Here is a 22,723-nt window from a genome sequence, read left to right as displayed (position 1 = left end):
AAATGCCTCGTCTGGGGAGCCGTTCGGGGCGCCGTTTCGCGCCTCGTAAGGAATCAGCCGTCGCAATCGTCGACCGATGGTGGTGGGCGATACTGGGTTTGAACCAGTGACCTCTTCCGTGTCAAGGAAGCGCGCTACCGCTGCGCCAATCGCCCGGGACGGTCTCCCCCGTCCAGCGGCCGGCTCAGCGACGGCCCCGGAGGAAATTGACCCAGCCCCGCCCGGATCGGTCATGCCGTTCCGAGCGGGGCCTTGGAGCGGACGACGAGACTCGAACTCGCGACATCCACCTTGGCAAGGTGGTGCTCTACCAACTGAGCTACGTCCGCACTGCCGTGGCCGGCCTCTCGACCGGTTCCAGCGTCTTCCAGGTCCCTCCCCTGGACTGCGTCCCCCGCCCGGAACCGGGCGGGATCTCGCGTGAAGAGTGGTGGGCGATACTGGGTTTGAACCAGTGACCTCTTCCGTGTCAAGGAAGCGCGCTACCGCTGCGCCAATCGCCCAAGTCTTTAGTTATTCGAGGTGGGTACGGGATTTGAACCCGTGTACACGGATTTGCAGTCCGTTGCCTCGCCTCTCGGCCAACCCACCGCGCAGATGCCAGTCCCTGGACCCGGATTCTCATCCGGAGCCAGGCTGACCCCTGGTCAGCCAGTGGATCTGACCTCTCCGAGCGGACGACGAGGCTCGAACTCGCGACCTCAACCTTGGCAAGGTTGCGCTCTACCAACTGAGCTACGTCCGCATCGCAACCGGTTCGCCGCCCGTTTCCGGCCGGCTTGCTGCTGCGTCGAGAACATTAGCGGATCCCCAGGATCGTGCAAAAACGGGGGGTCCCTCGGGGCGTCGCCGGCGGCACCGGACCGCGGGCGGCGCCCCACGCCGACCCTCCTAGGCTTGAGCCCATGCACGCGTGGATCAACGGAGACCTCCTGCCCGACGCGACCGGTCCGGCGGTCCCGGTCACCGACCACGGCTTCACCGTCGGCGACGGCGTCTTCGAGGCGGTCAAGGTGGTCGACGGGCTGCCGTTCGCCCTGGGTCGCCACCTCGCCCGCCTCGAGCGCTCGGCGGCCGGACTCGGGCTGGTGGGCCTCGACGTCGACGACGTCCGCGCGGGTGTCGTCGCGGTCCTCGCCCAGGAGCACCTCGCACTCGGCCGCCTCCGGATCACCGTCACCGGCGGCAACGCCCCCCTGGGATCGGGCCGCGGCACGGACCCGCTCACGGTCGTGGTGGTGGCCGCAGCGATGGAGCCCGCCCCCTCCACCACGTCGGTGGTGACCGTCCCCTGGCCGCGCAACGAGCGTGGCGCCCTGGCCGGCCTCAAGACCACCTCGTACGCCGAGAACGTGGTCGCGCTGGCCCGCGCGGCCGAGCACGGCGCGAGCGAGGCGGTCTTCACCAACCTCCAGGGCCACCTGTGCGAGGGGACCGGCAGCAACGTCTTCTACGTCGTGGACGGCGAGCTGCGCACGCCCACCCTGGCCAGCGGCTGCCTCGCCGGCGTCACCCGCGACCTGGTGATCGAGTGGTTCGGGGCGCGCGAGGTGGACGAGCCGATCGAGGTGGCGTCCGTCGCCGACGAGATCTTCCTGGCCTCGACCACCCGCGACGTCCAGGCGGTCCGACGGTGGGACGAGCGCGAGCTGCCCGCACCCGGTCCGGTCACCGCGGCGGCGGCCCGGCGCTGGCGCGAGCGGGAGCAGGAGCTGCTCGGCCTCGACCGCTGACCCCCCGATGTGAAGAGTGGACGGCCCATGGGCTACAGTCCTCTTCGCAGTCGGAAACCGACAGCGATGACGGGCGATTGGCGCAGTGGTAGCGCGCTTCGTTCACACCGAAGAGGTCACTGGTTCGAACCCAGTATCGCCCACAGACCGAGGGCCGCACGGAGACGTGCGGCCCTCGAGCGTTTTTCGATCGACGTCAGGGCATGAACCGGACGTAGTAGTTCGCGCGGGTGCCGCTGACCCAGGTGAACTGGCCGCCCGCGACCACGCCGCCGGCGGTCGCGTCGATCGCCCGCACGCCCCAGAACTGGTTGAAGGACGGGCGGAACGAGTTGTCCAGGGCCCCGGAGACGGCGTCCGCGACGAGCAGCCTGACGCTGGTGTCGTTGCGGAAGCCCTCGTGGAACCCGAAGTAGACGTCGCCGTCGTAGTAGCGCACCGCCTGCACGTCGCCCATCGCCGTCATCGCCCACCGCCGTGCGCCGTCACCGGTGGTCCAGGCCGAGATCGAGTTGGCCTGCCCCCCGCCGGCGCCGAAGATCCGGCTGCCGTCGTCACTGACGTCGACGCCGAGCGAAGGTCGGACCGACCGGCTGAACGACGGCCCGGTGGTGGCGCCGGTGGTCGCCGAGACCGCCCCGATCCCGGCCCGATCGACGCCGTTCAGGCGACTGAACTGGCCGGCGAGGTAGAGCACGTCAGAGGTCGGCGACGCGGCGACGCCGAGCACCGGCGCGTTGGCGATGCCCCGGAACTGGCTCGACGGCTCCCCCGTGGCGGCGTCGACCTGAGCGACCCGGACGTGCCGGGCGCCGCGCAGAGCGATGAACGAACCACCGACGAAGAGCTGCGAGCCACGCACGTCGAGCGCGTACACGACCCGGTCCGCCCCGAGCACGAACGACCGGTCGACCTCCCCCGTCACCGGGTCGAGGCGCGCGCCGCGTTGCACGCTGACATCCCCGATGCGGGTGAACTCGCCACCGACCCAGACCGTGGTGCCGTCGGTGGTGAGCGCCCGCACCGTGTAGTTGGCATCGGCGCGCCAGGGCAGCAGGGCGCCCGTGGTGCGGTCGAACGCAGCGAGGTTCTGGCGCGGGGTGGTGGCGCCGTTGGGCGCGACGGCGGCGCTGAACGAGCCGCCCACGACCACGACGTCGCCGGCGATGGCGGTCGCCCGCACCGTGCCGTTGACCCCCCACCCGGCCTCGGGCTGTGGATCCGGGACCTCCGCGGCCACCGGGTCGCGCACCACCGCCGCCAGCAGTAGCAAGATCAGCACGGTGAGCGCCACCACGATGCGGCGCCTCGGCACCACCATCTCCCGACAACACCACATCGGGAGCCGGCGTGCATGGTCGAGTTCGGGGAAATCGCGCCCGCACGCCGTCTCCGGGCGAGACCCCGAGGTGGTGACCCGCGGACCGAGGGCGTGCCTCCTCGGCCCGCGGGTGTCTGGTGGACGCCGGCGACAGCGCGGCGTCACGCGTGGGGACGCAGCACCTGCCGCACGGCCCTCCCGGTGGCGAGCTCGTCCATGGCGCGGTTGACGTCCCGCAGGGGGAGCTCGTCCGAGATCAGCCGGTCGACCGGGAGCCGGCCTGCCCGCCACAGCCCGATCATCGCGGGGATGTCGACGGCGGGGCGGGCGGACCCCATGTAGGAGCCGAGCACCCGCCGGTTCTCCGCGACGATGCTCAGCGCCGGCAGCTGAAGGGTCGCCGACGGATGCGGCAGCCCCATCGAGACCGTGCCGCCGCCCCGCCCCGTGACGGCGTACGCCGCCTCGAAGACCCGCGCAGAACCGACGGCCTCGAAGGCCCAGTCGAACCGCTCCGGGGCGATCTCCTCGAGGAGGGCGTCCAGCTGCTCGGGCGCGCAGGCGTGGCTGGCGCCGACCTCCAGCGCCAGCTTCTGCTTCTCCGGCACGGGGTCGACGGCGACGACCGGCCAGGCCCCGGTCGCCGCGGCCCCCATGACCGCAGCGAGACCGACGCCGCCGAGGCCGAAGACCGCCACCGACTCCCCCGGCGCGACACCGGCGGTGCGGGTCACCGCGCCGTAGCCGGTCAGCATGGCGCACCCGAAGAGCGCCGCCGTGCCCAGCGGCACGTCGCGGTCCACCACCACGGCCGAGGAACGGTCGACGACGGCGTGCGAGGCGAAGGCGGAGACGCCGAGGTGGTGGCGGACCTCCTCGCCCTCCTGGCTCAGCCGCGAGCCGCCGCCGACCAGGTCGCCGGCGGTGTTGGCGACCACCGCCGCCGGGCACAGCGCGGGGCGCCCCGAGGAGCAGAATCGGCACGACCCGCAGCTGGGCACGTAGACCAGCACCACATGGTCGCCGACGGCGACGTCCCGGACGCCTTCTCCGACGACCTCCACCACGCCGGCCGCCTCGTGACCGAGCAGCATCGGGGTGGGCCGCAGCCGGTTCCCGTCGATCACCGAGAGGTCGGAGTGACACACGCCGGCCGCCTCGATGCGTACCAGCAGCTCACCCGGCCCCGGCTCGGACAGGTCGAGGGAGCCCACCTCGAGCGGCGTGCTCTCGGCGTACGGCGCCTCGGCCGGCGCGTGCCGCAGCACGGCCCCCGTGATCCTCATCGCGCGCACCCCACCGATCAGCCGAGGTGACCACGCACGGAGGCGTAGCCCTGCAGCAGGTTGCGGGCGATAGTGCGCCGCTGGATCTCGTCGGTGCCCTCGTAGATCCGCAGCAGCCGCAGCTCGCGGTACCAGCGCTCGACCGGGAGCTCGCGGGTGTAGCCCATGCCGCCATGGACCTGGAGCATCCGGTCCACGATCTCGTTGGCCCGGGTGCCGCCGTAGAGCTTGGCCATGGACTGCGCCTGGCGGGAGTCGTTGCCCTGGTCGACCTGCCAGGCAGCGCCGAGGACGAGCCAGCGCAGCGCCTCGATCTCGACCGCGGAGTCCGCGACCATCCACTGGATCGCCTGCCGCTCCGCGATCGGCTTGCCGAACGTGACGCGGTTGCGGGCGTGGTCCATCGCCATCTCCACCAGGCGCTCGCAGGCCCCCAGGGCGCGGGCCGGCAGGAGGTAGCGCCCCTTGCCGATCCAGCGCATCGCCATCGCGAACCCGCGCCCCTCCTCGCCGAGGATCGCCGAGTGGGGCACGCGTACGTCCTCGAAGACCAGCGACGCCGGTCCCCACTCCCCCATGGTGTCGATCATCTCGGAGCGCCAGCCCTGGTCCCGGTCGACCAGGAAGCAGGTGACCGACTCACCCGACATCCCGGCCCGGTGCTTCTCCGGGTCCGTCACGGCGAAGACCATCGTGAAGTCGGCCTCGTTGCCGCCGGTGATGAAGGTCTTCTCACCGTTGATCACCCACTCGTCCCCGTCGCGTACGGCGGAGGTCCGGATCGCCCGGGCGTCGGAGCCGGCGCCGGGCTCGGTGATCGCGAAGCACGAGCGCCGGTCGCCCTCGATCGTCGGCACGAGGTAGCGCGCCCGCTGCTCCTCGTTGGCGTCGAAGAGGATGTTGTCCGCCTCGCCGGCGAACCGGAACGGGATGAACGAGCGCCCGAGCTCGATCTCGATCAGCGCGGTCATCACCGCGCCGAGCCCCATCCCGCCGTACTCCTCCGGGGTCTGCACCCCGAAGAAGCCGGCCTGCTTGGCCTTGTCCTGGAGGTCGCGCATCTCCTCGGGGGTGACGCCGCGCTCGTTCTTCCGCTCCCGGGCCAGAGCCTCCGGCTCCAGCGGCAGGATCTCCTTGGTCACGAACGCACGCACCCACTGGCGGATCTCGCGCTCCTCGTCGGTCAGGTTCAGGTCCATCGCAGTCCTCTCGTTCGCCTCTCGGTCGCCTCTGGTTCGCCCTGGGTGTCGCCGCTGCCGTCGCGAGCCGGGTCGGCTCGCGACGGCAGCCGGCGCGGTCGGCAGGTCAGCTGGCGGGCTCGACCTCGGGGAGGCCGCTCGCCGGCGGAGCGTCGCCGGCAGCGGAGTCGTCCTCCTCGATCGGCGCGTCGCCCAGGTCCGTGACCAGCACCGGGGTCAGCGCCTTGCTGGCGCCGCTGCCCTCGATCTCGACGACCTGGATGCCGGAGAGGCCGAGATGGGAGTCCGCGGAGTAGCGGAACGGGCCGTAGCCGGGACCCTCGAAGGTGGAGCCGACCTCTTCGATCGCCGAGACGATGCCCTCGCGGGTCAGGTCCTCACCGGCCGCCTGCAGCGCCTGGACGAAGGTGTAGGCCTCCGCCATGCCGTAGATCTTGTAGTTGGTCAGGTCGCCCTTGCCACCCTGCTCGTCCCAGACCTTCTCCCACAGCTGCATCCACGCGTCGTCGTCGCCGATCCCGGGCATGTACTCGGTGGTGATCACGCCGCCCAGGAGCGCCGCGCCGTCCTTGACGGCGCCCTCGGAGAAGTCCGCCAGCAGGGACCCGACCAGGTCGGGGTCGGAGCCGATGTTGCTGTAGATCCACTGCGGCTGGAAGCCGAGCTTGAGCGAGACCAGCTGGGAGAGGGCCGTGTACGACGGCACGTTGAAGCCGACCACGAGGTCCGCGCCAGCGGCCTGGAGCTTCGCGATCTGCGGGGCGATGTCGGTGTTGCCCGGCGTGTAGGTCACGGTCTCGACGATCTGGCCGTCGGCGTACTGCCGGATCCCGGCCTCGCCGTCCTCGCCCAGGTCGTCGCCCTGGAGGAAGAGGCCGACCTTGGCGTCCGGCAGGTTCTCGGCGATGTACTGGCCGATGACCTTGCCCTCGATCACGTAGTCGGGCTGCCAGCCGAAGGTGAAGGGGTACTGGTCGGGCGTCTCGCCCCACTGGCGCGAGCCCGAGGAGACGAACAGGTCCGGCACCTCCTCGTCGTTGAGGAAGTCCACGACGGCGCCGTGGGTCGGCGTACCGAGACCGCCGACGATGCCGAAGACCTCCTCCTGGAGCACGAGCTCGTTGGTGACCGAGCTGGTCTTGGTGGGGTCGTAGGCGTCGTCCTTGACCAGGAACTCGATCTGGCGGCCGTTGACGCCGCCGTTCGCGTTGACGAAGTCGTAGTAGGCCTGGGCGCCGGCCGGGATCTCGCTGTAGCCCGGGGCGGCCACGCCGGTCAGCGGGAAGTGCCCGCCGATCTTGATCGTGTCGTCGGTGACGCCGACCGAGCTGCCGGTCGACTCCTCGGAGCTCTCCCGGTCCGTGCCGGCCCCGCAGGCGGAGATCGCGGTGCTGGCCGCCAGGACGGCGGCCGCTGCCGCGGCCGGCCGCCAGGATCGTCGGGTGGTGGTGGATCGGTTCATGCTCGTGCCCTCTCGGTTGCGTGGTGGGTGGGTGTTGTCGTTCGTTCGCTGTCGTGCTTCGCCGCGGCGCGCAGCGCGCGGCGGTGGCGCCACCCGCGCAGCGACCCGACGAGGCCGTTGGGCGCGAGCAGGATGACCAGCACCATGACCACGCCGTAGACGAGCGGGGCGAGCTCGGCCGACTGCACGTCGTCCAGGCCGAGGCCGCCGCCGAGCTGGGTGACCAGCTGCGGCAGGAAGGTGAGCAGCGCGGCGCCGACCAGCGCGCCGATCAGGCTGCCGAGACCCCCGAGGACGATCGCGGCGACCAACGTCAGCGACAGCGTCAGGGTGAAGCCACTGGGCGCGGCGATCCGGACCACCAGCGCCATCAGCGCACCGGCGAGGCCGGCGCAGGCGGCGCTGACCACGAAGGCGAGCACGCGACTGCGGGCCAGGTTGATCCCGGCGAGCTCCGCGGCGACCTCGTCGTCGCGCACCGCCCGCCAGGTCCGCCCCACGCGGCACCGGGACAGGTTCGCGAGCAGCACGACGACGCCCACCAGGGCCAGCCAGGCGACGTACGCCGTGTAGCGGCCGCGGGTCGGGTCCGTCGCCGTCAGGTAGAAGACCGCGTCGGCGAACCAGGCGGGCGCGTCCGGCACCCGTACTGTCAGCCCCTGCTCGCCACCGAAGGTGCCGTCCCAGAAGATCGCCAGTCCCGGCACGGCCACGGCCAGAGCCAGGGTGGCGCCGGCGAGGTAGGGACCGTGCAGCCGAGCGGCGGCGACGCCGACGACCGCACCCACGATCACCGCGGCCGCGGTGGCGGCCAGCAGGATCACCGGGAGCGGCGCCACGGGCTCGGCCTCCTGCAGGCACAGCGCCGCGGTGTAGGCGCCGATCGCCATGAACGCGCCGTGGCCCAGCGAGAGCTGGCCGTTGAGGCCGGTGAGCACGGTGAGGCCTGCGGCGGCGATCCCCAGGTAGGCCATCGAAGCGAGCTGGGTCGCGCGGAACTCGCCGACCAGGCTGAGCACCACGATCCCGAGGGCGGCCGCGACCAGGCCGGTGACGAGGTGACGCGCCAGCACGGACTCCCGGGCGGCGCCGACGATGCGCATCGTCATCAGACCCTCCTCTGCGCGGTGCTGGCGAAGAGACCGCCGGGCCGCACCAGCAGCACGGCGACCAGCACCAGCAGCGCGGCCATCGCGACCAGCTCCGAGCCCAGGTACCCGCTGACGAAGCTCAGGCAGAGGCCGAGCATCAGCCCGCCGGCGACGGCGCCGAGCGGGCTGTCCAACCCGCCCAGCACGGCGGCGACGAAGCCGTAGACCACCACGGGGTCCATGTAGGAGGGATGCACCAGGCCCCCACCGGCGATCAACAGGCCCGACAGCGAGCCGACCACGGCGGCCAGCGCCCAGCCGAGGCTGAGCATCCGGCCGACCTTCACCCCCAGCAGGCGGGAGACCTCGGCGTTGAACGCCGACGCGCGCATCCGCAGGCCCACGTCGGTGAACCGGAAGAGCAGGAGCAGCAGGACCAGGGTGGCCAGCACCGCGAGGATCGTGAAGATGCCGAAACCGGTCAGCGCGATCGTGGTGTCCCCCACCTCGAAGCCGCGCACCCCGAACGGGGCGGGGAACGACCGGAACTGCGAGCCGAAGACGAGCGCCGCCACCGAGTGGAAGACGATGAAGAGGCCGAGCGTGAGGATCACCGGGTTCAGCTCGACCGAGTGGTCCACCCGGCGCACCACCAGCCACTCGACCGCGACCCCCAGCACGAACCCCACGACGAGCGCCGAGCCGAACCCGATCCAGTAGGAGTAGCCCGCGTCGATGACCGTCAGCGCGACGTAGGTCGTCAGCATCGCCATCGGCGCCTGGGCGAAGTTCACGATCCGGGTGGACCGCCAGATCATCACCAGCGCCAGCGCGAAGGCGGCGTACACGAAGCCGAGCGTCAGGCCGCTCAGCGTCGTGGTCAGGAACTGTTGCACCGTCTGTCCTCTCTTGTCGGCAAGCAGCCGTGCTCAGTTGCCGAGGTAGGCGTCGCGGACCCGGACGTCATCGGCCAGCACGTGCGCCGGCTCGTCGGCGACCACGCGTCCGAGGCCCAGCACCAGCCCGCGGTCGGCGATGGACAGCGCGCTCCGGGCGTTCTGCTCGGCCAGCAGCACCGTCAGGCCCTCGGTGTCGACCAGGTTCCGCAGCAGCGCGAAGATCTGGGCCACGATCCGGGGCGCCAGGCCCAGGGACGGCTCGTCCAGCAGCAGGATCCGCGGCTCGGCGAGCAGCGCACGCCCGATCACGAGCATCTGGCGCTCCCCGCCCGACAGCGTGTGCGCGACCTGGTCGCGCCGTTCACCGAGCACCGGGAAGAGGTCGTAGATCCGGTCCACGTCGAAGGCCCGGCGCCGGCCGGTACGACGCGCGCCGAGCACGCCGAGACGCAGGTTCTCGCGCACCGTCAGCTCGGCGATGACGCCACGCCCCTCGGGCACGTGGGCGAGGCCGGTGCGGGTCATCTCCTCCGCCGGGGTGCGCAGCAGGTCGCGATCGCTGAGGTGCGCGACACCGGCGCTCGGGCGGACGAGCCCGGACAGCGTCCGGAGCAGCGTCGTCTTGCCGGCGCCGTTGGCGCCGAGCACGGCGGTGACACAGCCGGAGGCGACCTCGAAGGAGACCCCGTCCAGTGCCCGGACCGGGCCGTAGGCGACCGTGAGGTCGCTGACGGTGAGCGCGTTCATCGGTCCCCCTCCGCGTCGTGCCCGTGCGCGTCGACGCCCAGGTAGGCCGCCAGCACCGCCGGGTCGTCGCGCACCTCGGCCGGGGCGCCACGGGCGATCACCCGCCCGAAGTCGAGCACGACGAGCCGATCGCAGACGTTCATGACCAGGTCCATGTGGTGCTCCACGAGCATCACCGACATCCGATCCCGCAGGCTCGTGATGAGCGCGCCGAGGGATTCCATCTCCTCCTCGGAGAGGCCGCTGGCCGGCTCGTCCAGCATCAGCAGATCGGGATCGGCGACGAGGGCGCGGGCCAGCGCGACCCGCTTGCGCAGCGCGTACGGCAGGGCTCCGGGGTAGCGGCGGGCGTGCTCGGCGATGCCGAGCTCGTCGAGCGTGGCCATCGCCCGCTCACGGAGTCGGCGCTCGTCCCGGGAGCTGCGCGGCAGCGCGAGCAGCCCGGACCAGAACCCGGCCCGCGCGGCGCGGTCCAGTCCGACCACGACGTTGTCCAGCACGGTCATCCCGTTGAAGAGACCCAGGCCCTGCAGCGTGCGCGCGATGCCGAGACCGGCCAGCCGGTGCGGCCGGACCCCCGTCACGTCGGCACCCTGCCAGGCGAGCGTGCCGGTGTCGGGCCGGGTGAAGCCGCAGGCGACGTTGAAGAGCGTGGTCTTGCCGGCGCCGTTCGGGCCGATCACCCCCAGGACCTGGCCCGGTGCGACCTCGAGGTCGACCTCGCTCAGCGCGGTGAGGCCTCCGAAGGTGACGGTCACCCCGCTCATGGCGAACACCGGCGTGGCCGTTGCTGCTGGCACCGTTCCTGCTGTGGGCACCGTGGCTCCTCGATCGACAGACTGCTGTGGCGTGCATCACTCTGGACGAGGTGCACAAAGACCCGATATGGACGCACCGCACAAGATCCATCGGGCAATCCGCATCGATCCGGTCAATCGGGGTGGCAGGAATGTGCAACCAGTGCAACGCTGTGGCGCATGTCACGCGCACTAGGAGCCGACGGCCCACCCCACCGCGTGCTCGGCCGCGCCGCCCGTGCAGACGCCGCGGAGGAGCGCCTCCGCCGCGGTTGGGAGGCCCTGATCCCGTACACCGACGAGATCGCCGACACGATCAACGCGCGCCTGCGCCACAACGACCCCGAGTGGTTCGAGCAGGCGCCGCCGGAGCTCCTCGCCGACGTGCACCACAGCATCCGCGAACATGTCCGCCACGGCCTGCTGACCCTGGCGGGCCGGCCCGACGGGGACCATCGGCCCGCGGACGTGTGGCGCGACGCCGGTCGCCGTCGCGCCCGCCAGGGCGTCTCGCTGGAGCTGACGCTCAACGCCTACACGCTCGGCGCCCGCGTGCTGTGGCAGGCGCTCCTCGAGCTGGACGACCCCGACCTCGGCCTCGACGACGGCCTCCTGGTGATGGCGGGCCAGCGGATCTGGCGCGATCTGGACGTGCAGAACGCGGTGGTCATCGACGCGCACCGCCGCGAGAGCGTGCGGCTGGCGCGGCGCGACCACCACCGCCAGCAGGGCCTGCTGGACCGGCTGGTGGACGGTGGCGGGGCCGATCCGGCCGTCGCGGCCGAGGCGGCCGCGGTGCTCGGCGTGACTCCCGGCGAGCCCGTCGCCTGCATCGCGGCGCCGCTCGACGACTCCCTCGACGAGCCCCTGCGGGCCGCCGACGACCGGCTCGAGCGCGCCGGGCGCGGGTCGTTCTGGCACGTTCGGCGCGGCACGCACTTCGGGATGGTGCCGATGGGCAGCCTCACCCCCGATGAGCTGGTCACACTGCTCCGCCCGGCCGTGGGCAGGGTCGGGGTCGCGCTCTCCACCGACGGGATCGTCGGTTTCGCCTCGGCCTACCAGCTCGCGACCCGGGCGGCCCAGACCATTCCGCGCGGACAGGCCGAGGTCGTGCTGGTCAGCGACCGTCTGCCCGAGCTCATGCTGAGCGCGAGCCCCGACGTGTCGGCACTGCTGGTCCAGGAGACCCTCGGGCCGCTGCTCGGGCTCGGCGACCACCAGTCCGAGGTGCTGTTGACGACCCTGGCCACGCTGATCAGGTGCAACGTCTCGCCCACCCGCACGGCCGAGGAGCTGTACTGCCACCGCAACACGGTGCTCTACCGGCTGCAGCAGATCGAGCAGCTCACCGGTCGGGACCTGCACTCGGCGCGCGACCGGCTGCTGCTCGCGCTCGCGCTGATCGCCGTCGGGCGAGGTGACGTGGGCGCTGACCCGCTGCTGGGGTGACGCCGGGCCGGGCGCCGCCCAGCGACCCCACCGACCGACTCCACGCAGCGGCCCTCGACCCTGGCGGAGCATCCGTCGCCGTGCCAGGATCGGGACGGCCAGCGCCCGTCACCGAGGAGGCAACGATGTCCATTGGTCCCGTCGAGGTAGTGGTGCTCACCTTCCCGGGGAGCCGGTTCAACGGTGCGATCATCCCCGAGCTCGAGCGCCTCCAGGAGGCCGGGACGATCACGATCGTCGACGCGGTCTTCGCCCACCGCGCCGACGACGGCGAGCTGACCGTCGTCGAGCTCGACGAGGACGACGCGGCGTCGGCCGACCTGGCGCCCCTCGCCAATCTGTTCGAGCAGGTCGAGGCACTGTTCTCCGACGAGGACGTGACCTCGCTGACCGAGCACCTCGAGCCCGGCAGCTCGGCAGCGCTCCTCGCCTTCGAGCACACGTGGGTCAAGCCCCTCCGCGACGCTGTCGTCGGCTCCGACGGCGAGCTCACGGCCAGCATCCGGATCCCGGCGGAGGCGGTCGAGGAGGTCCTGGACGCGCTCCGGGCGACCACCTGACCGGCGCAACGACGACTCAGCGACGACGACTCAGCGACGGCAGGACGAGTAGTGGAGAGGACGACACCATGATCGGACAGCGACGCATCGGCCGACCCGGGCTGATCGGCACGGCGGCTCGGACCGCGGTGATCGCCGGCACGGCGCAGGCGGTCTCCGGCAACGTGGCCCGACGACAGCAGCGACGGGCGGCCGACCAGGCCCAGCAGGCCTACGCGGCCCCTCCCCAGCAGGCGTACGCCGCCCCGCCCCAGCAGGCCGCGCCGGCCCCGGCGGCCCCTGCGTCCGGCGGTGCGGGCGACGACATGATGGCGAAGCTCTCCCAGCTCGCCGACATGCGGGCCAACGGCCTGCTCAGCGAGGAGGAGTTCGCGGCCGCGAAGGCGCGCCTGCTCGGCTGACCGAGCAGGCGCGTCCCGCAGCGCGTGTCCTCGGCCGCGCGCTCAGCCCTGCGGACCGCCCGCGTCGGGCTCCGCCGTCGGGTCGCCGGCGATCCCGGTCGCTTGCGGGGCGGGGCCGGAGCCGGACGTCCGGGACCGGCGGGCGAGCACCACGGCGGCCACCGCGGCGGCCACCAGCGCGCCCAGCACGAGCACCACCACCCCCCGGCGACTCCCCTCGTCCTCGGGCAGGTACTCCGCGACGTTCTCCGGCAGGTGGGCCACCACCGAGTCCGCGACCTCGCCGCCACGCTCGGCGATGACCTCCCCGAGCTCGGCGCTCTTCTCGGCCAGGACCTGCGCGGCCGCTTCGACCCGGGGCGAGACCACCTCGGCGACGTGCTCCATCTGCGCGGCCAGCTGTTCCATCTCGTCGTTCACGTCGATCGTGGGCATCGGCACTCCTCCTCGGAATCCACTGTCCCCCGCCCCCTACCCAGCCTCATGTCGCCCACACCTTCCGCGTCCGTGCGCCGCTCCGGGGCAGCACCGGAACCGGGTGCGGCGAACGTCACAAATCCCTCGGCGCGCCGCGGAATGGTTGCCAGGCGGGCCACGTTGAAGAAGTCATGAGCACTGTTGACCTCACCGCCGCCAACTTCGAGCAGACCGTCCTCGACAACGAGATCGTCTTCGTCGACTTCTGGGCGTCGTGGTGTGGCCCCTGTCGCAACTTCGCGCCGATCTACCAGGCCGCGGCCGAGCAGCACGGCGACGTCGTCTTCGGCTCGGTCGACACCGAGGCCGAGCAGGAGCTCGCCGGCGCCGCCCGGATCACCTCGATCCCGACGCTGATGGCGTTCAAGAAGGGTGCCCTGGTCTTCTCCCAGGCCGGCGCGCTGCCGGCGCCCGCCCTCGAGCAGGTGATCAGCGCCGTACGCGAGTTCGACGTCGAGGCGGCGATGGCCGAGGCGCCCGAGCAGAACCAGGCCTGACCAGGCCTGACCAGGCCTGACCAGGCCTGGCGCCGGGGCGCGAGGCGCGCGGCCGGGCGGCGCGATCACTCGCCCTCGGTGGCGAGCTCCTCGTTGTGGGTGCCGGGCCGCGGCGCCCACGGCAGCTCCCGGGCGGGCCGGACCACGATCAGCCGGTCGCCACGCGCGAGCAGCGTCACCACCGGGTCGAAGTACCGGTACACCTTCTCGTCGCGGACGACGGCGATCACCTGGTCGGGCAGCGACTGGGGCGGACGCCCCACCTCGGAGACCAGCAGCTCGCGCTCGGCGACCTCGAGGCCCTCGCCGTAGGTGAGCAGGTCCTCCATCACCGAGCCCAGCTTCGGCGACAGCGTCGACAGGCCGAGCAGGCGGCCGACAGCATCCGACGACGTGATCACCGAGTCGGCGCCGGACTGCTTCATCAGCGGCGCGTTCTGGTGCTCCCGCACCGACGCCACGATCCAGGCCTCCGGGTTCGCCTGGCGCACCGTGAGCGCCGCCAGCACGTTCGTGGCGTCGTCGTCGGTGGTGATGATGATCTGGTCCGCCTCGGCCACCCCGGCCTGGTTCAGCACCTCACGGCGGGTCGCGTCGCCGCTGATCACGGCCAGCCCCTGCGCGTTGGCCGTCGCCAACGCCGTCGCGTCGGGGTCGACGACCACCACCTTCTCCCGGTCCAGACCGTTGCTGACCAGCGTGTCGATCGCGCTGCGCCCCTTGGTCCCGTAACCGATCACCACGACGTGGTGTCCCATCTGCTTCCTCCATCGACCGATCCGGAACTGTTCGCGACCGCGCTGCGCGAGCACCTCGAGCGTGGTGCCGATCAGCAGCACCAGGAACGCGATGCGGGCCGGGGTGATCACGAACGCGTTGATCAGCCGGGCGTTGTCGGTGACCGGAGCGATGTCGCCGTACCCGGTCGTGCTCAGGGTGACCGTGGTGTAGTACAGCGCGTCGATCGCCGAGACCGTCCCGTTCGGGTTGACCAGCGTCGCGTCTCCGGCATCCCGATAGCCGCCGCGGTCGAGGTACACGACCAGCACCGTGCCGACCAGGATCGCCGCTGCGGCGAGCAGCCGGCGCCCCAGCTCCCACCAGGGCGAACGCGACCGCTCCGGCAGCACCACCCTGCCCAGGGCAGCGCCGTCGATGGACGGATCGCTCGACACCTCACTCACGGCGGCGAATCTAGTCCACCCGCGGCGCGGGACGGCGGAGGAGGCGGTTGACCAGGTCGCGGCGCGCCCTGCTCGTGGCCTGCTGCGGGAACACCGTGTCGAACGCAGCGTTCACCGCGGCGCCGATCAGCACGGCGAGGGCCACGAGGTAGAGCCAGAGCAGGATGGCGATCGGCGCGGCCAGCGGCCCGTAGACGGACCGGGAGTCGGCGGCGGTGACGGTCAGGAACCAGCGCAGCATCGTCGAGCCCGCGATCCAGGCCAGCAACGAGAAGGTGGCCCCGGGCAGGTTGAAGCTCCAGCTGGTCCGGACCGGCACCGAGAAGTGGTAGAGCGTCGCGAGGAAGCAGATGCACACCACGACCACGACCGGCCAGTAGAAGTGCATCAGGAAGTCGGCTCGGTCGGGCAGCGCCTCCTGGACCAGCGCCGGCCCGGCGACCACCAGCGGGATGGTGATCGCGCCGGTGACGAGGGCCAGCACGTAGAGCAGGAACGACAGCGCGCGGGTCCGCACGATCCCGCGGTGCCCACCCAGCCCGTGCATGATCGTGATCGTGTCGACGAAGACGTTGAGTGCGCGCGACCCCGACCAGAGGGCGAGCACGAAGCCCACGGAGATGACGTCGAACCGGCCACTGCCGAGGACGTCCTCCATGGTCGGCTCGATGACGCGGTGCACGGCCCGGTCGGTGAGGAACGTCGAGAAGAGGTCGATCACCGACGCCTGGACGACCTCGACCTGGTCGGCGCTGAACCGGTCGGACACGTAGCCGACCGACCCCGCCAGCGCGAAGATCAGCGGCGGCACGGAGAGCACCGCGAAGAAGGCGCCCTCCGCCGCGAGACCGGTCACCCGATAGCGCAGGCACGAGTCGACTGTGGCCACGACCACCCGCCACAGCTGGTGCAGGGCTCGCCGCCACACCGGCCCGTTCGCTCGATCGTCCGAGGCGCCGGGCTCCGGGGCCGGTGTGGCGTCGGGGTCGCTCAGACCAGCTCCAGGCCCGGGTAGAGCGGGTGCTTGTCCAGCAGCTCCGCCGAGGCGGCGCGGGTGCGGTCCGCGATGCCGTCCGCCATCGCGTACGACGCCTTCGACGGCGTCCCGGCCTTGGTGGTGCCGGCCTCGGTGCCGTTGAGCACCTCGACGATCAGCTCTGCCACCCGGTCGAACTCGTCGTGGCCGAAGCCGCGCGTGGTCAGCGCCGGCGTGCCCAGGCGGATGCCGGAGGTGTACCAGGCCCCGTTCGGGTCGGACGGGATCGAGTTGCGGTTGGTGACCACGCCGGCGTCGAGCAGCGCCGACTCCGCCTGCCGGCCGGTCAGGCCGAAGCCGGAGACGTCGAGCAGCACCAGGTGGTTGTCGGTGCCGCCGGTGACCAGCCGCGCACCGCGCTTGAGGAAGCCGTCGGCCAGCGACTGCGCGTTGTCGGCGACGCGCTGGGCGTAGTCGGCGAACGCCGGCTGGCGGGCCTCGGCCAGCGCCACCGCCTTGGCGGCCATCACGTGCGAGAGCGGGCCGCCGAGGACCATCGGGCAGCCACGGTCCACCGACGACGCGTACTCCTCCTGGGCGAGCACGAGGCCGCCGCGGGGACCACGCAGGGACTTGTGGGTCGTCGTGGTGGTGATGTGGGCGTAGGGGACCGGGTTCTCCTCGCCGGTGAACACCTTGCCGGCGACCAGGCCCGCGAAGTGGGCCATGTCGACCATCAGCGTGGCGCCGACCTCGTCGGCGATCTCACGCATCTTCGCGAAGTTCACCCGCCGCGGGTACGCCGAGTAGCCGGCGACCAGCACCAGCGGCTTGAACTCCTTGGCCTTGGCGCGGACCGCGTCGTAGTCCAGCAGACCGGTCTCGGGGTCGGTGCCGTACTGCTGCTGGTGGAACATCTTGCCGCTGATGTTCGGGCGGAAGCCGTGGGTCAGGTGGCCGCCGGCGTCCAGCGACATGCCGAGCAGCCGCTGGTTGCCCAGCTCGTGGCGGAGCGCCTCCCAGTCGGCCTCGGAGAGGTCGTTGACGTTCTTGGCGCCGTACTTCTCCAGCCACGGCCCCTCGACACGGTGGGCCAGGATCGACCAGAACGCCACCAGGTTCGCGTCGATGCCCGAGTGCGGCTGCGCGTAGGCGTACGGGGCGCCGAAGAGCTCACGGGCGTGCTCGGCCGCGAGCGCCTCGACGGTGTCGACGTTCTGGCAGCCGGCGTAGAACCGGTGGCCGACGGTGCCCTCGGCGTACTTGTCGGAGAACCAGGTGCCCATGGTGAGCAGCACCGCCGGCGAGGCGTAGTTCTCCGAGGCGATCAGCTTGAGCGAGGCCCGCTGGTCGGCCAGCTCCTGGCGGGTCGCGTCCGCGACGCGGGGCTCGACGGCGGCGATCACCTCGAGGGCCTGCTGGTAGGCGCTCGAGACCAGGGCGGCGGAATCAGCGGGGGGCACGGCGGCGTTGTCGCTCATGCCGCACAGCGTATCGGCGGCGGAGGCGCCACCTCGATAAGGGCGAGCGTGGCGGAATGCGGCCGGCGGGCGCATGTGACATGCGTCGCACCGGCGGCGGGCTCAGGCGGAAGACGGCCGGCCGATGTTCCATATCCTGGGATTCCTGTCCACCACATGAGATTCGACGTTGTGAACCGGGCGTCCGCAGGGTGAGACTCTTCCCCATGGTCACCGCTGCAACGCACGCCTTCCTCGTGGTACGTCGCCACGTGGACCTCGGGCGCACCCGCAGCGCGATGTGTTGGCCCCGCTGAGTCCCCCCAGCCGGCCCCCTCACACTGCGCCTCCACGCCACCGACGCCCGGGCGCGCTCCACCCGAAGGACCTCACCTCGCCATGTCCGACCCTCGTTTCCAGGCCAAGAAGGCCCAGCACACCGAGATCCCCCGCCCGCGCCGCGCCGAGGGCCAGTGGGCACTCGGGTACACCGAGCCGCTGAACAAGAACGAGCAGTCCAAGAAGGACGACGACCCGCTCAACGTGCGGGCCCGGATCCTCCACGTGTACTCCAAGCGAGGCTTCGACTCGATCGACCCCGCCGACCTGCGCGGCCGGTTCCGCTGGATGGGCCTCTACACCCAGCGCAAGCCCGGCATCGACGGCGGCAAGACCGGATCGCTGCCCGAGGAGGAGCTCGACGACCGGTTCTTCATGCTCCGGGTCCGCTCCGACGGCAAGCTGCTCAGCGCCGACGCGGTGCGTGCCCTGGGCCAGATCGGCGTCGACTACGCCCGCGACACCGCGGACGTCACCGACCGCGAGAACATCCAGTACCACTGGATCCGGATCGAGGACGTGCCCGCGATCTGGGACCGCCTGGACCAGGTCGGCCTGCACTCGCTCGAGGCCTGCGGCGACTCGCCGCGCCCCTTCCTCGGCTCCCCCGTGGCCGGCGTCGCCGCCGACGAGATCATCGACGGGACGCCCGCACTGGAGGAGATCGAGCGCCGCTACATCGGCAACCCGGAGTTCTCGAACTTCCCGCGGAAGTTCAAGACCGCCCTGACCGGCCACCCGAGCCACGACGTCTCCCCCGAGACCAACGACGTCTCGTTCGTCGGCAGCGTGCACCCCGAGCACGGCCCGGGCTTCGACGTCTGGGTAGGCGGCGGCCTCTCCACCAACCCGATGCTCGCCCAGAAGCTGGGCGTGTGGGTGCCGCTGGACGAGGTGCCGGACGTGTGGTCCGGCGTCGCCAGCATCTTCCGCGACTACGGCTACCGGCGGCTGCGCTCCCGCGCGCGACTCAAGTTCCTGGTCGCCGACTGGGGCGTGGAGAAGTTCCGTGAGGTGCTGGAGAACGAGTACCTCGGCCGCCAGCTGGTCCGCCTGGACTCCCCCGAGACGCCGGTCGGGCACCGTGACCACATCGGGGTCCACGCCCAGAAGGACGGCAACGTCTACATCGGCCTGGCACCGACGGTCGGCCGGGTCTCCGGCAGCCTGCTGGTCAAGCTCGCCGACCTGATGGCCGAGTACGGCGTCGCCGGCGCCCGCCTCACGCCGTACCAGAAGATCGTGCTGATCGGTGTGGCTCCCGATCGCGTCGAGTCCCTGCTCGACCGCCTCGACGAGATCGGCCTCTCCGGCCGCCCGTCCCAGTGGCGGCGCAACACGATGGCCTGCACCGGCATCGAGTTCTGCAAGCTCGCGATCGTCGACACCAAGAACCGGGCCCGCGACCTCGTCGCCGAGCTCGAGCGGCGGTTCCCCGACATCGAGGTCCCGATCACGGTCAACGTGAACGGCTGCCCGAACGCCTGCGCCCGCACCCAGGTCGCGGACATCGGCCTCAAGGGCCAGCTCGTCATGCACGAGGGCGAGCAGGTCGAGGGCTTCCAGGTCCATCTCGGCGGCGCCACCGGGCTGCACGCCAACTTCGGGCGCAAGCTGCGCGCGCACAAGGTGACCAGCGCGGGCCTCGACGACTACGTCACCAGCGTCGTCAGCAACTTCCTGGCCGACCGCACCGAGGGTGAGTCCTTCACCTCCTGGGCCGCGCGCGCCGAGGACGACCTGCTGCGCGGGGACAAGACATTGGAGCCGACCGCATGAGCGCCGGCGCGGGCGGCGCGGGCGAGCGGGCGGTCCCGTTCCACTGCCCCTACTGCGGCGAGACCGACCTGTTCCCGGCCGAGCGCGGCTGGGAGTGCCGCTCGTGCCTGCGCGCCTTCACCGTCACGATGCTGGGCATGGTGCGCCCGGGCGGCTCCCGATGAGCGCGCGCACCACCGCCCAGGCGCGGGACTTCCGTGGCGCCCACACCGACGGCCGCACGCCGGAGGAGCTGCGCGAGATCGTCTCCCACTGGGGCGCCGAGCTCGAGCTGGCGCCCGCCGAGGTGATCATCGAGTGGGCCGCGGCCACCTTCGGCGAGCGCTTCTGCGTGACCTCCTCGATGGGTGACGCCGTCCTCGCCGATCTCGCCGCGAAGGTGGTGCCCGGGATCGACGTCGTCTTCCTCGACACCGGCTACCACTTCGTCGAGACGATCGGCACCCGCGACGCCGTCGCGGCGACGATGGACGTCAACCTGATCACGATCACGCCGACCCAGAGCGTGGCCGAGCAGGACGCCGAGCTCGGCAAGGACCTCTACCGGACCAACCCCGACCTCTGCTGCGCGCTGCGCAAGGTCAAGCCGCTGGCGGAGTCGCTGGCCGGCTACGACGCGTGGGCGACGGGGTTGCGGCGCGCCGAGACCCACAACAGGGTGATCGCCCCGGTGATCGGCTGGGATGCCAAGAAGGGCAAGGTCAAGGTCTCCCCCATCGCCCGGTGGAGCGACGAGCAGGTCGAGCGCTACATCGTCGAGAACGGCGTGCTCGTCAATCCGCTGGTCTACGACGGCTACCCCTCCATCGGCTGCGCACCCTGCACCCGGCGGGTGGCGCCTGGCGAGGACGCACGCAGTGGCCGGTGGGCAGGCATGAACAAGACCGAGTGCGGCATCCACTCCTGAGCGGACCCGCAGCGCGAGATCGGCCCCGGCCGGCCGCGAGCCCAGCACAACAGCAGAGCTGCCCAGCAGCACCGCGAAGCACCGATGAAGTAGCTGATGTATGAGAGGAGGAGCGAGAAGATGACCGCTCCCGCCCTGGTGGCTCTGGCCCACGGCAGTCGTGACCCGCGCTCCGCTGCCACGATCACTGCCCTTGTCGACGAAGCCAAGGCACAGCGCCCCGACCTCCGGATCGAGCGCGCGTTCCTGGAGCGCTCCAAGCCCGGCTTCCAGACCGTCGTCGACAAGCTGGTGCGGGCCGGGTACGACGAGATCGTCGTCGTACCGCTGCTCCTCATCGAAGCGTTCCACGCCCGCGTGGACGTCCCGGCGATGATCGCCGAGGCGACCGAGCGCCACCCCGGCCTGAAGATCCAGGCCACCCCGGTGCTCGGTCTCGAGGCCTGCTTCCTCGAGGTCCTCGACCAGCGCCTCCGGGTCGCTCTCAAGGAGGCTCGGGTGCGCGAGCTCGACGCGCTCGTGCTGGCCGCCGCCGGCACCTCGGACCCCTTGGCCAACCAGGCAGTCGCCAGGCTGGCCCGCGTGTGGGGTACCCACCACAAGCTCCCCGTCACCGCGGCGTACGCGACCAGCGCGCCGCCGGCGACCGGCGAGGCCGTCCGGGCGTTTCGCGGCGAGGGCCGTCGCCACATCGCCGTGGGCTCCCTGTTCCTGGCGCCGGGCACGCTGCTGGACCGGGCGACCGAGCTCGCGCTGGAGGCCGGCGCGGTCGCCGTGTCGGAGCCGCTCGGCGCCCACCCCGAGGTGGCCCGCATCATCCTGGCGCGGTACGCCGTGGGAGCCGTCGAGCTGGTCCCGGTCTGAGCGCAACCGGCACCGGCCGACGGCCCGAGCGGCTGACGGCCGGTGCCGACGCGCGGACGTGGTGTCCGCCCGGTTCAGCCGACCAGGCTCTCGAGGAGGCGCTCCAGCGTGCGCCCCGGGTCCGTGGTGAGCCCGCCGTGCACCGGACCGGGCTGGATCACGGTGCTGCGGGGCGCCTTGAGCAGCCCGAACCGGGTGCCCTGGTCGTCCTTCGCCTCCCGCGTGCCGTACGCCGTCGCGCGCTGACCGACCCCGAAGGCGGCGTGCGCCTCGCCGCGGCACACCGCCTCGACCGAGGCCAGCGCCGCGCGGACCGCGGCCGCGTCGAGGGCCGGCGCCAGCGCGGCGAGACGGGCGTCGTCCACCAGCGACAGCGATCCCAGGAAGGACCGGTCGGGGCAGTAGAGCACGACGCCCACGTTGATGAACTCCTCGCGCTCCACCCGCGGCACGCAGCGGAGGGCGACGTACTGGTAGGGCGCGGGCGTGGTGGTGCTCATCGGGTCACCTCGGGCAGCCAGCCGCGCTCGCCCGCGACGCGAGCGGCGAGGAAGTCGACGTAGCGCTCCCGGACGAGCTCCGGTGTCTCCGCATCCGGCACCGGTTCCAGCCACTCGTCGGGGACCTCGGCGACGGTCGCGTACAGCGCCTCGCGGTCGAGCAGCGCGGCCAGGGCCTCGTCCTGGTCGCGGGCGGCCCCCGCGAACCGGGCGAAGATGTGCTCGCTGACGTCGAACGGCTGTCGGGCGAACCGCTGGGGATCGCCTGGACCGCCCGGCCAGGAGTAGTGGAAGTAGAGCGAGGCGCCGTGGTCGATGGCGTGCAGCACGCCGCCCCAGACCAGCAGGTTGGGGTTGCGCCAGCTGCGGTCGACGTTCGCGGTCAGCGCGTCGAGCCACAGCACGCGGCCCGCCACCTCCGGCGCCGGCTCGACGGAGGAGTCGAAGCCGAACGCGCCGGGCAGGAAGTCGATGCCGAGGTTCAGCCCCGTGCTGGCGTTGAGCAGGTCCTGGACCTCCTCGTCGGCCTCGTAGCGCGCGATCGCCGGGTCGAGGTCCAGCACCACCTGATCCGGGGTCGGGATCTCCAGCCGCCGGGCGAGTCCGGCCACGATCACCTCGGCGACCAGGACGCGCAGCCCCTGACCGGCTCCACGGAACTTGCACACGTAGGTGCCGAGGTCGTCGCCCTCCACGATGCCGGGAAGGCTGCCACCCTCGCGCAGCGGGGTGACGTAGCGGTTCACGACGACGGTCGACAGCACGGCGGACACTCTAGGTGGACGTGCCGCC

23 protein-coding genes and 6 tRNA genes are annotated in these 22,723 nt (G+C 71.9%); 10 read left to right on the top strand and 19 right to left on the bottom strand.

Features of this window, described 5'->3' with window-relative positions:
* Window positions 1-80: 80 nt before the first annotated feature.
* The 5 genes from E8D34_RS18550 to E8D34_RS18530 form a co-directional block, all read right to left on the bottom strand.
* Window positions 81-155 (bottom strand) — tRNA-Val (locus E8D34_RS18550).
* 98 nt (window positions 156-253) lie between these two features.
* Window positions 254-329: transfer RNA gene (locus tag E8D34_RS18545), tRNA-Gly, on the bottom strand.
* A 99-nt stretch (window positions 330-428) separates the two neighbouring features.
* Window positions 429-503: transfer RNA gene (locus tag E8D34_RS18540), tRNA-Val, on the bottom strand.
* Window positions 504-520: 17 nt separating this feature from the next.
* Window positions 521-591, bottom strand: a tRNA-Cys gene (locus E8D34_RS18535).
* Window positions 592-672: 81 nt separating this feature from the next.
* Window positions 673-745: transfer RNA gene (locus tag E8D34_RS18530), tRNA-Gly, on the bottom strand.
* Window positions 746-905: 160 nt separating this feature from the next.
* Here E8D34_RS18530 and E8D34_RS18525 point away from each other — a divergent pair.
* Together E8D34_RS18525 and E8D34_RS18520 are read left to right on the top strand one after the other, a co-directional pair.
* Complete coding sequence (locus tag E8D34_RS18525; protein ID WP_136596143.1) at window positions 906-1,733, top strand: aminotransferase class IV; 828 nt, start codon at window positions 906-908, stop codon at window positions 1,731-1,733.
* Window positions 1,734-1,804: 71 nt separating this feature from the next.
* Window positions 1,805-1,876, top strand: a tRNA-Val gene (locus E8D34_RS18520).
* A gap of 53 nt (window positions 1,877-1,929) precedes the next feature.
* On the opposite strand, the gene E8D34_RS18515 is transcribed toward E8D34_RS18520, so the two are convergent.
* From E8D34_RS18515 to E8D34_RS18480, 8 genes are all read right to left on the bottom strand, one after another.
* Window positions 1,930-3,054 carry a hypothetical protein gene (locus E8D34_RS18515; protein ID WP_136596142.1) on the bottom strand — a complete coding sequence of 375 codons (1,125 nt, stop codon included), beginning with the start codon at window positions 3,052-3,054 and terminating at the stop codon, window positions 1,930-1,932.
* Between the two features lie 161 nt (window positions 3,055-3,215).
* Window positions 3,216-4,340, bottom strand: coding sequence for an alcohol dehydrogenase catalytic domain-containing protein (locus E8D34_RS18510; protein WP_136596141.1), 1,125 nt, complete (start codon window positions 4,338-4,340; stop codon window positions 3,216-3,218).
* Between the two features lie 17 nt (window positions 4,341-4,357).
* Window positions 4,358-5,539 (bottom strand): acyl-CoA dehydrogenase family protein, encoded by a 1,182-nt coding sequence (locus tag E8D34_RS18505; protein WP_136596140.1) that lies wholly within the window; start codon window positions 5,537-5,539, stop codon window positions 4,358-4,360.
* A 106-nt stretch (window positions 5,540-5,645) separates the two neighbouring features.
* Complete coding sequence (locus E8D34_RS18500) at window positions 5,646-7,001, bottom strand: ABC transporter substrate-binding protein (protein ID WP_136596139.1); 1,356 nt, start codon at window positions 6,999-7,001, stop codon at window positions 5,646-5,648.
* Window positions 6,998-8,110, bottom strand: coding sequence for a branched-chain amino acid ABC transporter permease (locus tag E8D34_RS18495; RefSeq protein WP_206056798.1), 1,113 nt, complete (start codon window positions 8,108-8,110; stop codon window positions 6,998-7,000). The genes E8D34_RS18500 and E8D34_RS18495 overlap by 4 nt, the downstream gene beginning before the upstream one ends.
* A complete protein-coding gene (locus tag E8D34_RS18490) occupies window positions 8,110-8,988 on the bottom strand; it encodes a branched-chain amino acid ABC transporter permease (protein ID WP_136596138.1) in 879 nt (292 codons plus the stop codon). Before E8D34_RS18490 ends, E8D34_RS18495 begins: the two co-directional genes overlap by 1 nt.
* A gap of 33 nt (window positions 8,989-9,021) precedes the next feature.
* Window positions 9,022-9,738 carry an ABC transporter ATP-binding protein gene (locus E8D34_RS18485; protein WP_136596137.1) on the bottom strand — a complete coding sequence of 239 codons (717 nt, stop codon included), beginning with the start codon at window positions 9,736-9,738 and terminating at the stop codon, window positions 9,022-9,024.
* Window positions 9,735-10,556 (bottom strand): ABC transporter ATP-binding protein, encoded by an 822-nt coding sequence (locus tag E8D34_RS18480; RefSeq protein ID WP_240771455.1) that lies wholly within the window; start codon window positions 10,554-10,556, stop codon window positions 9,735-9,737. The genes E8D34_RS18485 and E8D34_RS18480 overlap by 4 nt, the downstream gene beginning before the upstream one ends.
* 159 nt (window positions 10,557-10,715) lie before the next feature.
* Between E8D34_RS18480 and E8D34_RS18475 the strand changes: the two genes are divergently transcribed.
* The 3 genes from E8D34_RS18475 (at window position 10,716) to E8D34_RS18465 (ending at window position 12,948) form a co-directional block, all read left to right on the top strand.
* A complete protein-coding gene (locus E8D34_RS18475; protein WP_136596136.1) occupies window positions 10,716-11,987 on the top strand; it encodes a helix-turn-helix domain-containing protein in 1,272 nt (423 codons plus the stop codon).
* Window positions 11,988-12,112: 125 nt separating this feature from the next.
* On the top strand, window positions 12,113-12,547 hold the full coding sequence (locus E8D34_RS18470; RefSeq protein WP_136596135.1) for a DUF6325 family protein: 435 nt from the start codon (window positions 12,113-12,115) through the stop codon (window positions 12,545-12,547).
* 68 nt (window positions 12,548-12,615) lie between these two features.
* Window positions 12,616-12,948, top strand: coding sequence for an SHOCT domain-containing protein (locus E8D34_RS18465; protein ID WP_136596134.1), 333 nt, complete (start codon window positions 12,616-12,618; stop codon window positions 12,946-12,948).
* Between the two features lie 42 nt (window positions 12,949-12,990).
* On the opposite strand, the gene E8D34_RS18460 is transcribed toward E8D34_RS18465, so the two are convergent.
* Complete coding sequence (locus E8D34_RS18460) at window positions 12,991-13,383, bottom strand: hypothetical protein (RefSeq protein WP_136596133.1); 393 nt, start codon at window positions 13,381-13,383, stop codon at window positions 12,991-12,993.
* A gap of 173 nt (window positions 13,384-13,556) precedes the next feature.
* Here E8D34_RS18460 and trxA point away from each other — a divergent pair, with 173 nt between their 5' ends.
* The gene (gene trxA / locus E8D34_RS18455) at window positions 13,557-13,922 is read left to right on the top strand and encodes a thioredoxin (RefSeq protein ID WP_136596132.1); all 366 of its coding nucleotides are present in this window, start codon (window positions 13,557-13,559) and stop codon (window positions 13,920-13,922) included.
* Between the two features lie 65 nt (window positions 13,923-13,987).
* Here trxA and E8D34_RS18450 read toward each other — a convergent pair whose 3' ends face one another.
* From E8D34_RS18450 to E8D34_RS18440, 3 genes are all read right to left on the bottom strand, one after another.
* Entirely contained in the window at window positions 13,988-15,106 is a 1,119-nt protein-coding gene (locus E8D34_RS18450) for a potassium channel family protein (RefSeq protein ID WP_136596131.1), read from the bottom strand.
* A 10-nt stretch (window positions 15,107-15,116) separates the two neighbouring features.
* On the bottom strand, window positions 15,117-15,995 hold the full coding sequence (locus E8D34_RS18445) for a YihY/virulence factor BrkB family protein (protein WP_240771453.1): 879 nt from the start codon (window positions 15,993-15,995) through the stop codon (window positions 15,117-15,119).
* Between the two features lie 101 nt (window positions 15,996-16,096).
* Window positions 16,097-17,563, bottom strand: coding sequence for a glycine hydroxymethyltransferase (locus E8D34_RS18440; RefSeq protein ID WP_136596130.1), 1,467 nt, complete (start codon window positions 17,561-17,563; stop codon window positions 16,097-16,099).
* A 378-nt stretch (window positions 17,564-17,941) separates the two neighbouring features.
* On the opposite strand from E8D34_RS18440, the gene E8D34_RS18435 reads away from it, so the two are divergent.
* The 4 genes from E8D34_RS18435 to E8D34_RS18420 all read left to right on the top strand — a co-directional run bounded on the left by E8D34_RS18435 (window position 17,942) and on the right by E8D34_RS18420 (window position 21,431).
* Entirely contained in the window at window positions 17,942-19,660 is a 1,719-nt protein-coding gene (locus tag E8D34_RS18435; protein ID WP_136596129.1) for a nitrite/sulfite reductase, read from the top strand.
* Window positions 19,657-19,824 carry an Insertion element protein gene (locus E8D34_RS18430; RefSeq protein WP_136596128.1) on the top strand — a complete coding sequence of 56 codons (168 nt, stop codon included), beginning with the start codon at window positions 19,657-19,659 and terminating at the stop codon, window positions 19,822-19,824. The genes E8D34_RS18435 and E8D34_RS18430 overlap by 4 nt, the downstream gene beginning before the upstream one ends.
* Window positions 19,821-20,567: a phosphoadenylyl-sulfate reductase gene (locus E8D34_RS18425; RefSeq protein ID WP_136596127.1), complete on the top strand. Its 747-nt coding sequence runs from the start codon at window positions 19,821-19,823 to the stop codon at window positions 20,565-20,567. The genes E8D34_RS18430 and E8D34_RS18425 overlap by 4 nt, the downstream gene beginning before the upstream one ends.
* A gap of 120 nt (window positions 20,568-20,687) precedes the next feature.
* On the top strand, window positions 20,688-21,431 hold the full coding sequence (locus E8D34_RS18420; protein WP_136596126.1) for a sirohydrochlorin chelatase: 744 nt from the start codon (window positions 20,688-20,690) through the stop codon (window positions 21,429-21,431).
* Between the two features lie 74 nt (window positions 21,432-21,505).
* Here the strand turns inward: E8D34_RS18420 and E8D34_RS18415 are convergent, their stop codons facing one another.
* Window positions 21,506-21,931, bottom strand: a complete 426-nt coding sequence (locus E8D34_RS18415; protein WP_136596125.1) for a DUF3037 domain-containing protein — start codon at window positions 21,929-21,931, stop codon at window positions 21,506-21,508.
* Window positions 21,928-22,695: a HipA family kinase gene (locus E8D34_RS18410; protein ID WP_136596124.1), complete on the bottom strand. Its 768-nt coding sequence runs from the start codon at window positions 22,693-22,695 to the stop codon at window positions 21,928-21,930. The genes E8D34_RS18415 and E8D34_RS18410 overlap by 4 nt, the downstream gene beginning before the upstream one ends.
* Window positions 22,696-22,723: the final 28 nt, after the last annotated feature.

The sequence above is a fragment of the Nocardioides sp. GY 10113 genome, from assembly GCF_004919105.1.
Lineage (GTDB): Bacteria > Actinomycetota > Actinomycetes > Propionibacteriales > Nocardioidaceae > Nocardioides.
Note: the sequence above shows the minus strand (reverse complement) of the source record. Positions and strands in the feature narration are given on the sequence as shown.

Excerpts from the sequence above, each read along its gene's own strand:
- E8D34_RS18495 (WP_206056798.1), bottom strand. The coding sequence starts at position 8,110 with ATGACGATGCGCATCGTCGGCGCCGCCCGGGAGTCCGTGCTGGCGCGT.
- trxA (WP_136596132.1), top strand. The coding sequence starts at position 13,557 with ATGAGCACTGTTGACCTCACCGCCGCCAACTTCGAGCAGACCGTCCTC.
- E8D34_RS18460 (WP_136596133.1), bottom strand. The coding sequence starts at position 13,383 with ATGCCCACGATCGACGTGAACGACGAGATGGAACAGCTGGCCGCGCAG.
- E8D34_RS18475 (WP_136596136.1), top strand. The coding sequence starts at position 10,716 with ATGTCACGCGCACTAGGAGCCGACGGCCCACCCCACCGCGTGCTCGGC.
- E8D34_RS18500 (WP_136596139.1), bottom strand. The coding sequence starts at position 7,001 with ATGAACCGATCCACCACCACCCGACGATCCTGGCGGCCGGCCGCGGCA.
- E8D34_RS18425 (WP_136596127.1), top strand. The coding sequence starts at position 19,821 with ATGAGCGCGCGCACCACCGCCCAGGCGCGGGACTTCCGTGGCGCCCAC.
- E8D34_RS18430 (WP_136596128.1), top strand. The coding sequence starts at position 19,657 with ATGAGCGCCGGCGCGGGCGGCGCGGGCGAGCGGGCGGTCCCGTTCCAC.
- E8D34_RS18510 (WP_136596141.1), bottom strand. The coding sequence starts at position 4,340 with ATGAGGATCACGGGGGCCGTGCTGCGGCACGCGCCGGCCGAGGCGCCG.
- E8D34_RS18465 (WP_136596134.1), top strand. The coding sequence starts at position 12,616 with ATGATCGGACAGCGACGCATCGGCCGACCCGGGCTGATCGGCACGGCG.
- E8D34_RS18470 (WP_136596135.1), top strand. The coding sequence starts at position 12,113 with ATGTCCATTGGTCCCGTCGAGGTAGTGGTGCTCACCTTCCCGGGGAGC.
- E8D34_RS18420 (WP_136596126.1), top strand. The coding sequence starts at position 20,688 with ATGACCGCTCCCGCCCTGGTGGCTCTGGCCCACGGCAGTCGTGACCCG.
- E8D34_RS18440 (WP_136596130.1), bottom strand. The coding sequence starts at position 17,563 with ATGAGCGACAACGCCGCCGTGCCCCCCGCTGATTCCGCCGCCCTGGTC.
- E8D34_RS18435 (WP_136596129.1), top strand. The coding sequence starts at position 17,942 with ATGTCCGACCCTCGTTTCCAGGCCAAGAAGGCCCAGCACACCGAGATC.
- E8D34_RS18525 (WP_136596143.1), top strand. The coding sequence starts at position 906 with ATGCACGCGTGGATCAACGGAGACCTCCTGCCCGACGCGACCGGTCCG.
- E8D34_RS18415 (WP_136596125.1), bottom strand. The coding sequence starts at position 21,931 with ATGAGCACCACCACGCCCGCGCCCTACCAGTACGTCGCCCTCCGCTGC.
- E8D34_RS18485 (WP_136596137.1), bottom strand. The coding sequence starts at position 9,738 with ATGAACGCGCTCACCGTCAGCGACCTCACGGTCGCCTACGGCCCGGTC.
- E8D34_RS18515 (WP_136596142.1), bottom strand. The coding sequence starts at position 3,054 with ATGGTGGTGCCGAGGCGCCGCATCGTGGTGGCGCTCACCGTGCTGATC.
- E8D34_RS18505 (WP_136596140.1), bottom strand. The coding sequence starts at position 5,539 with ATGGACCTGAACCTGACCGACGAGGAGCGCGAGATCCGCCAGTGGGTG.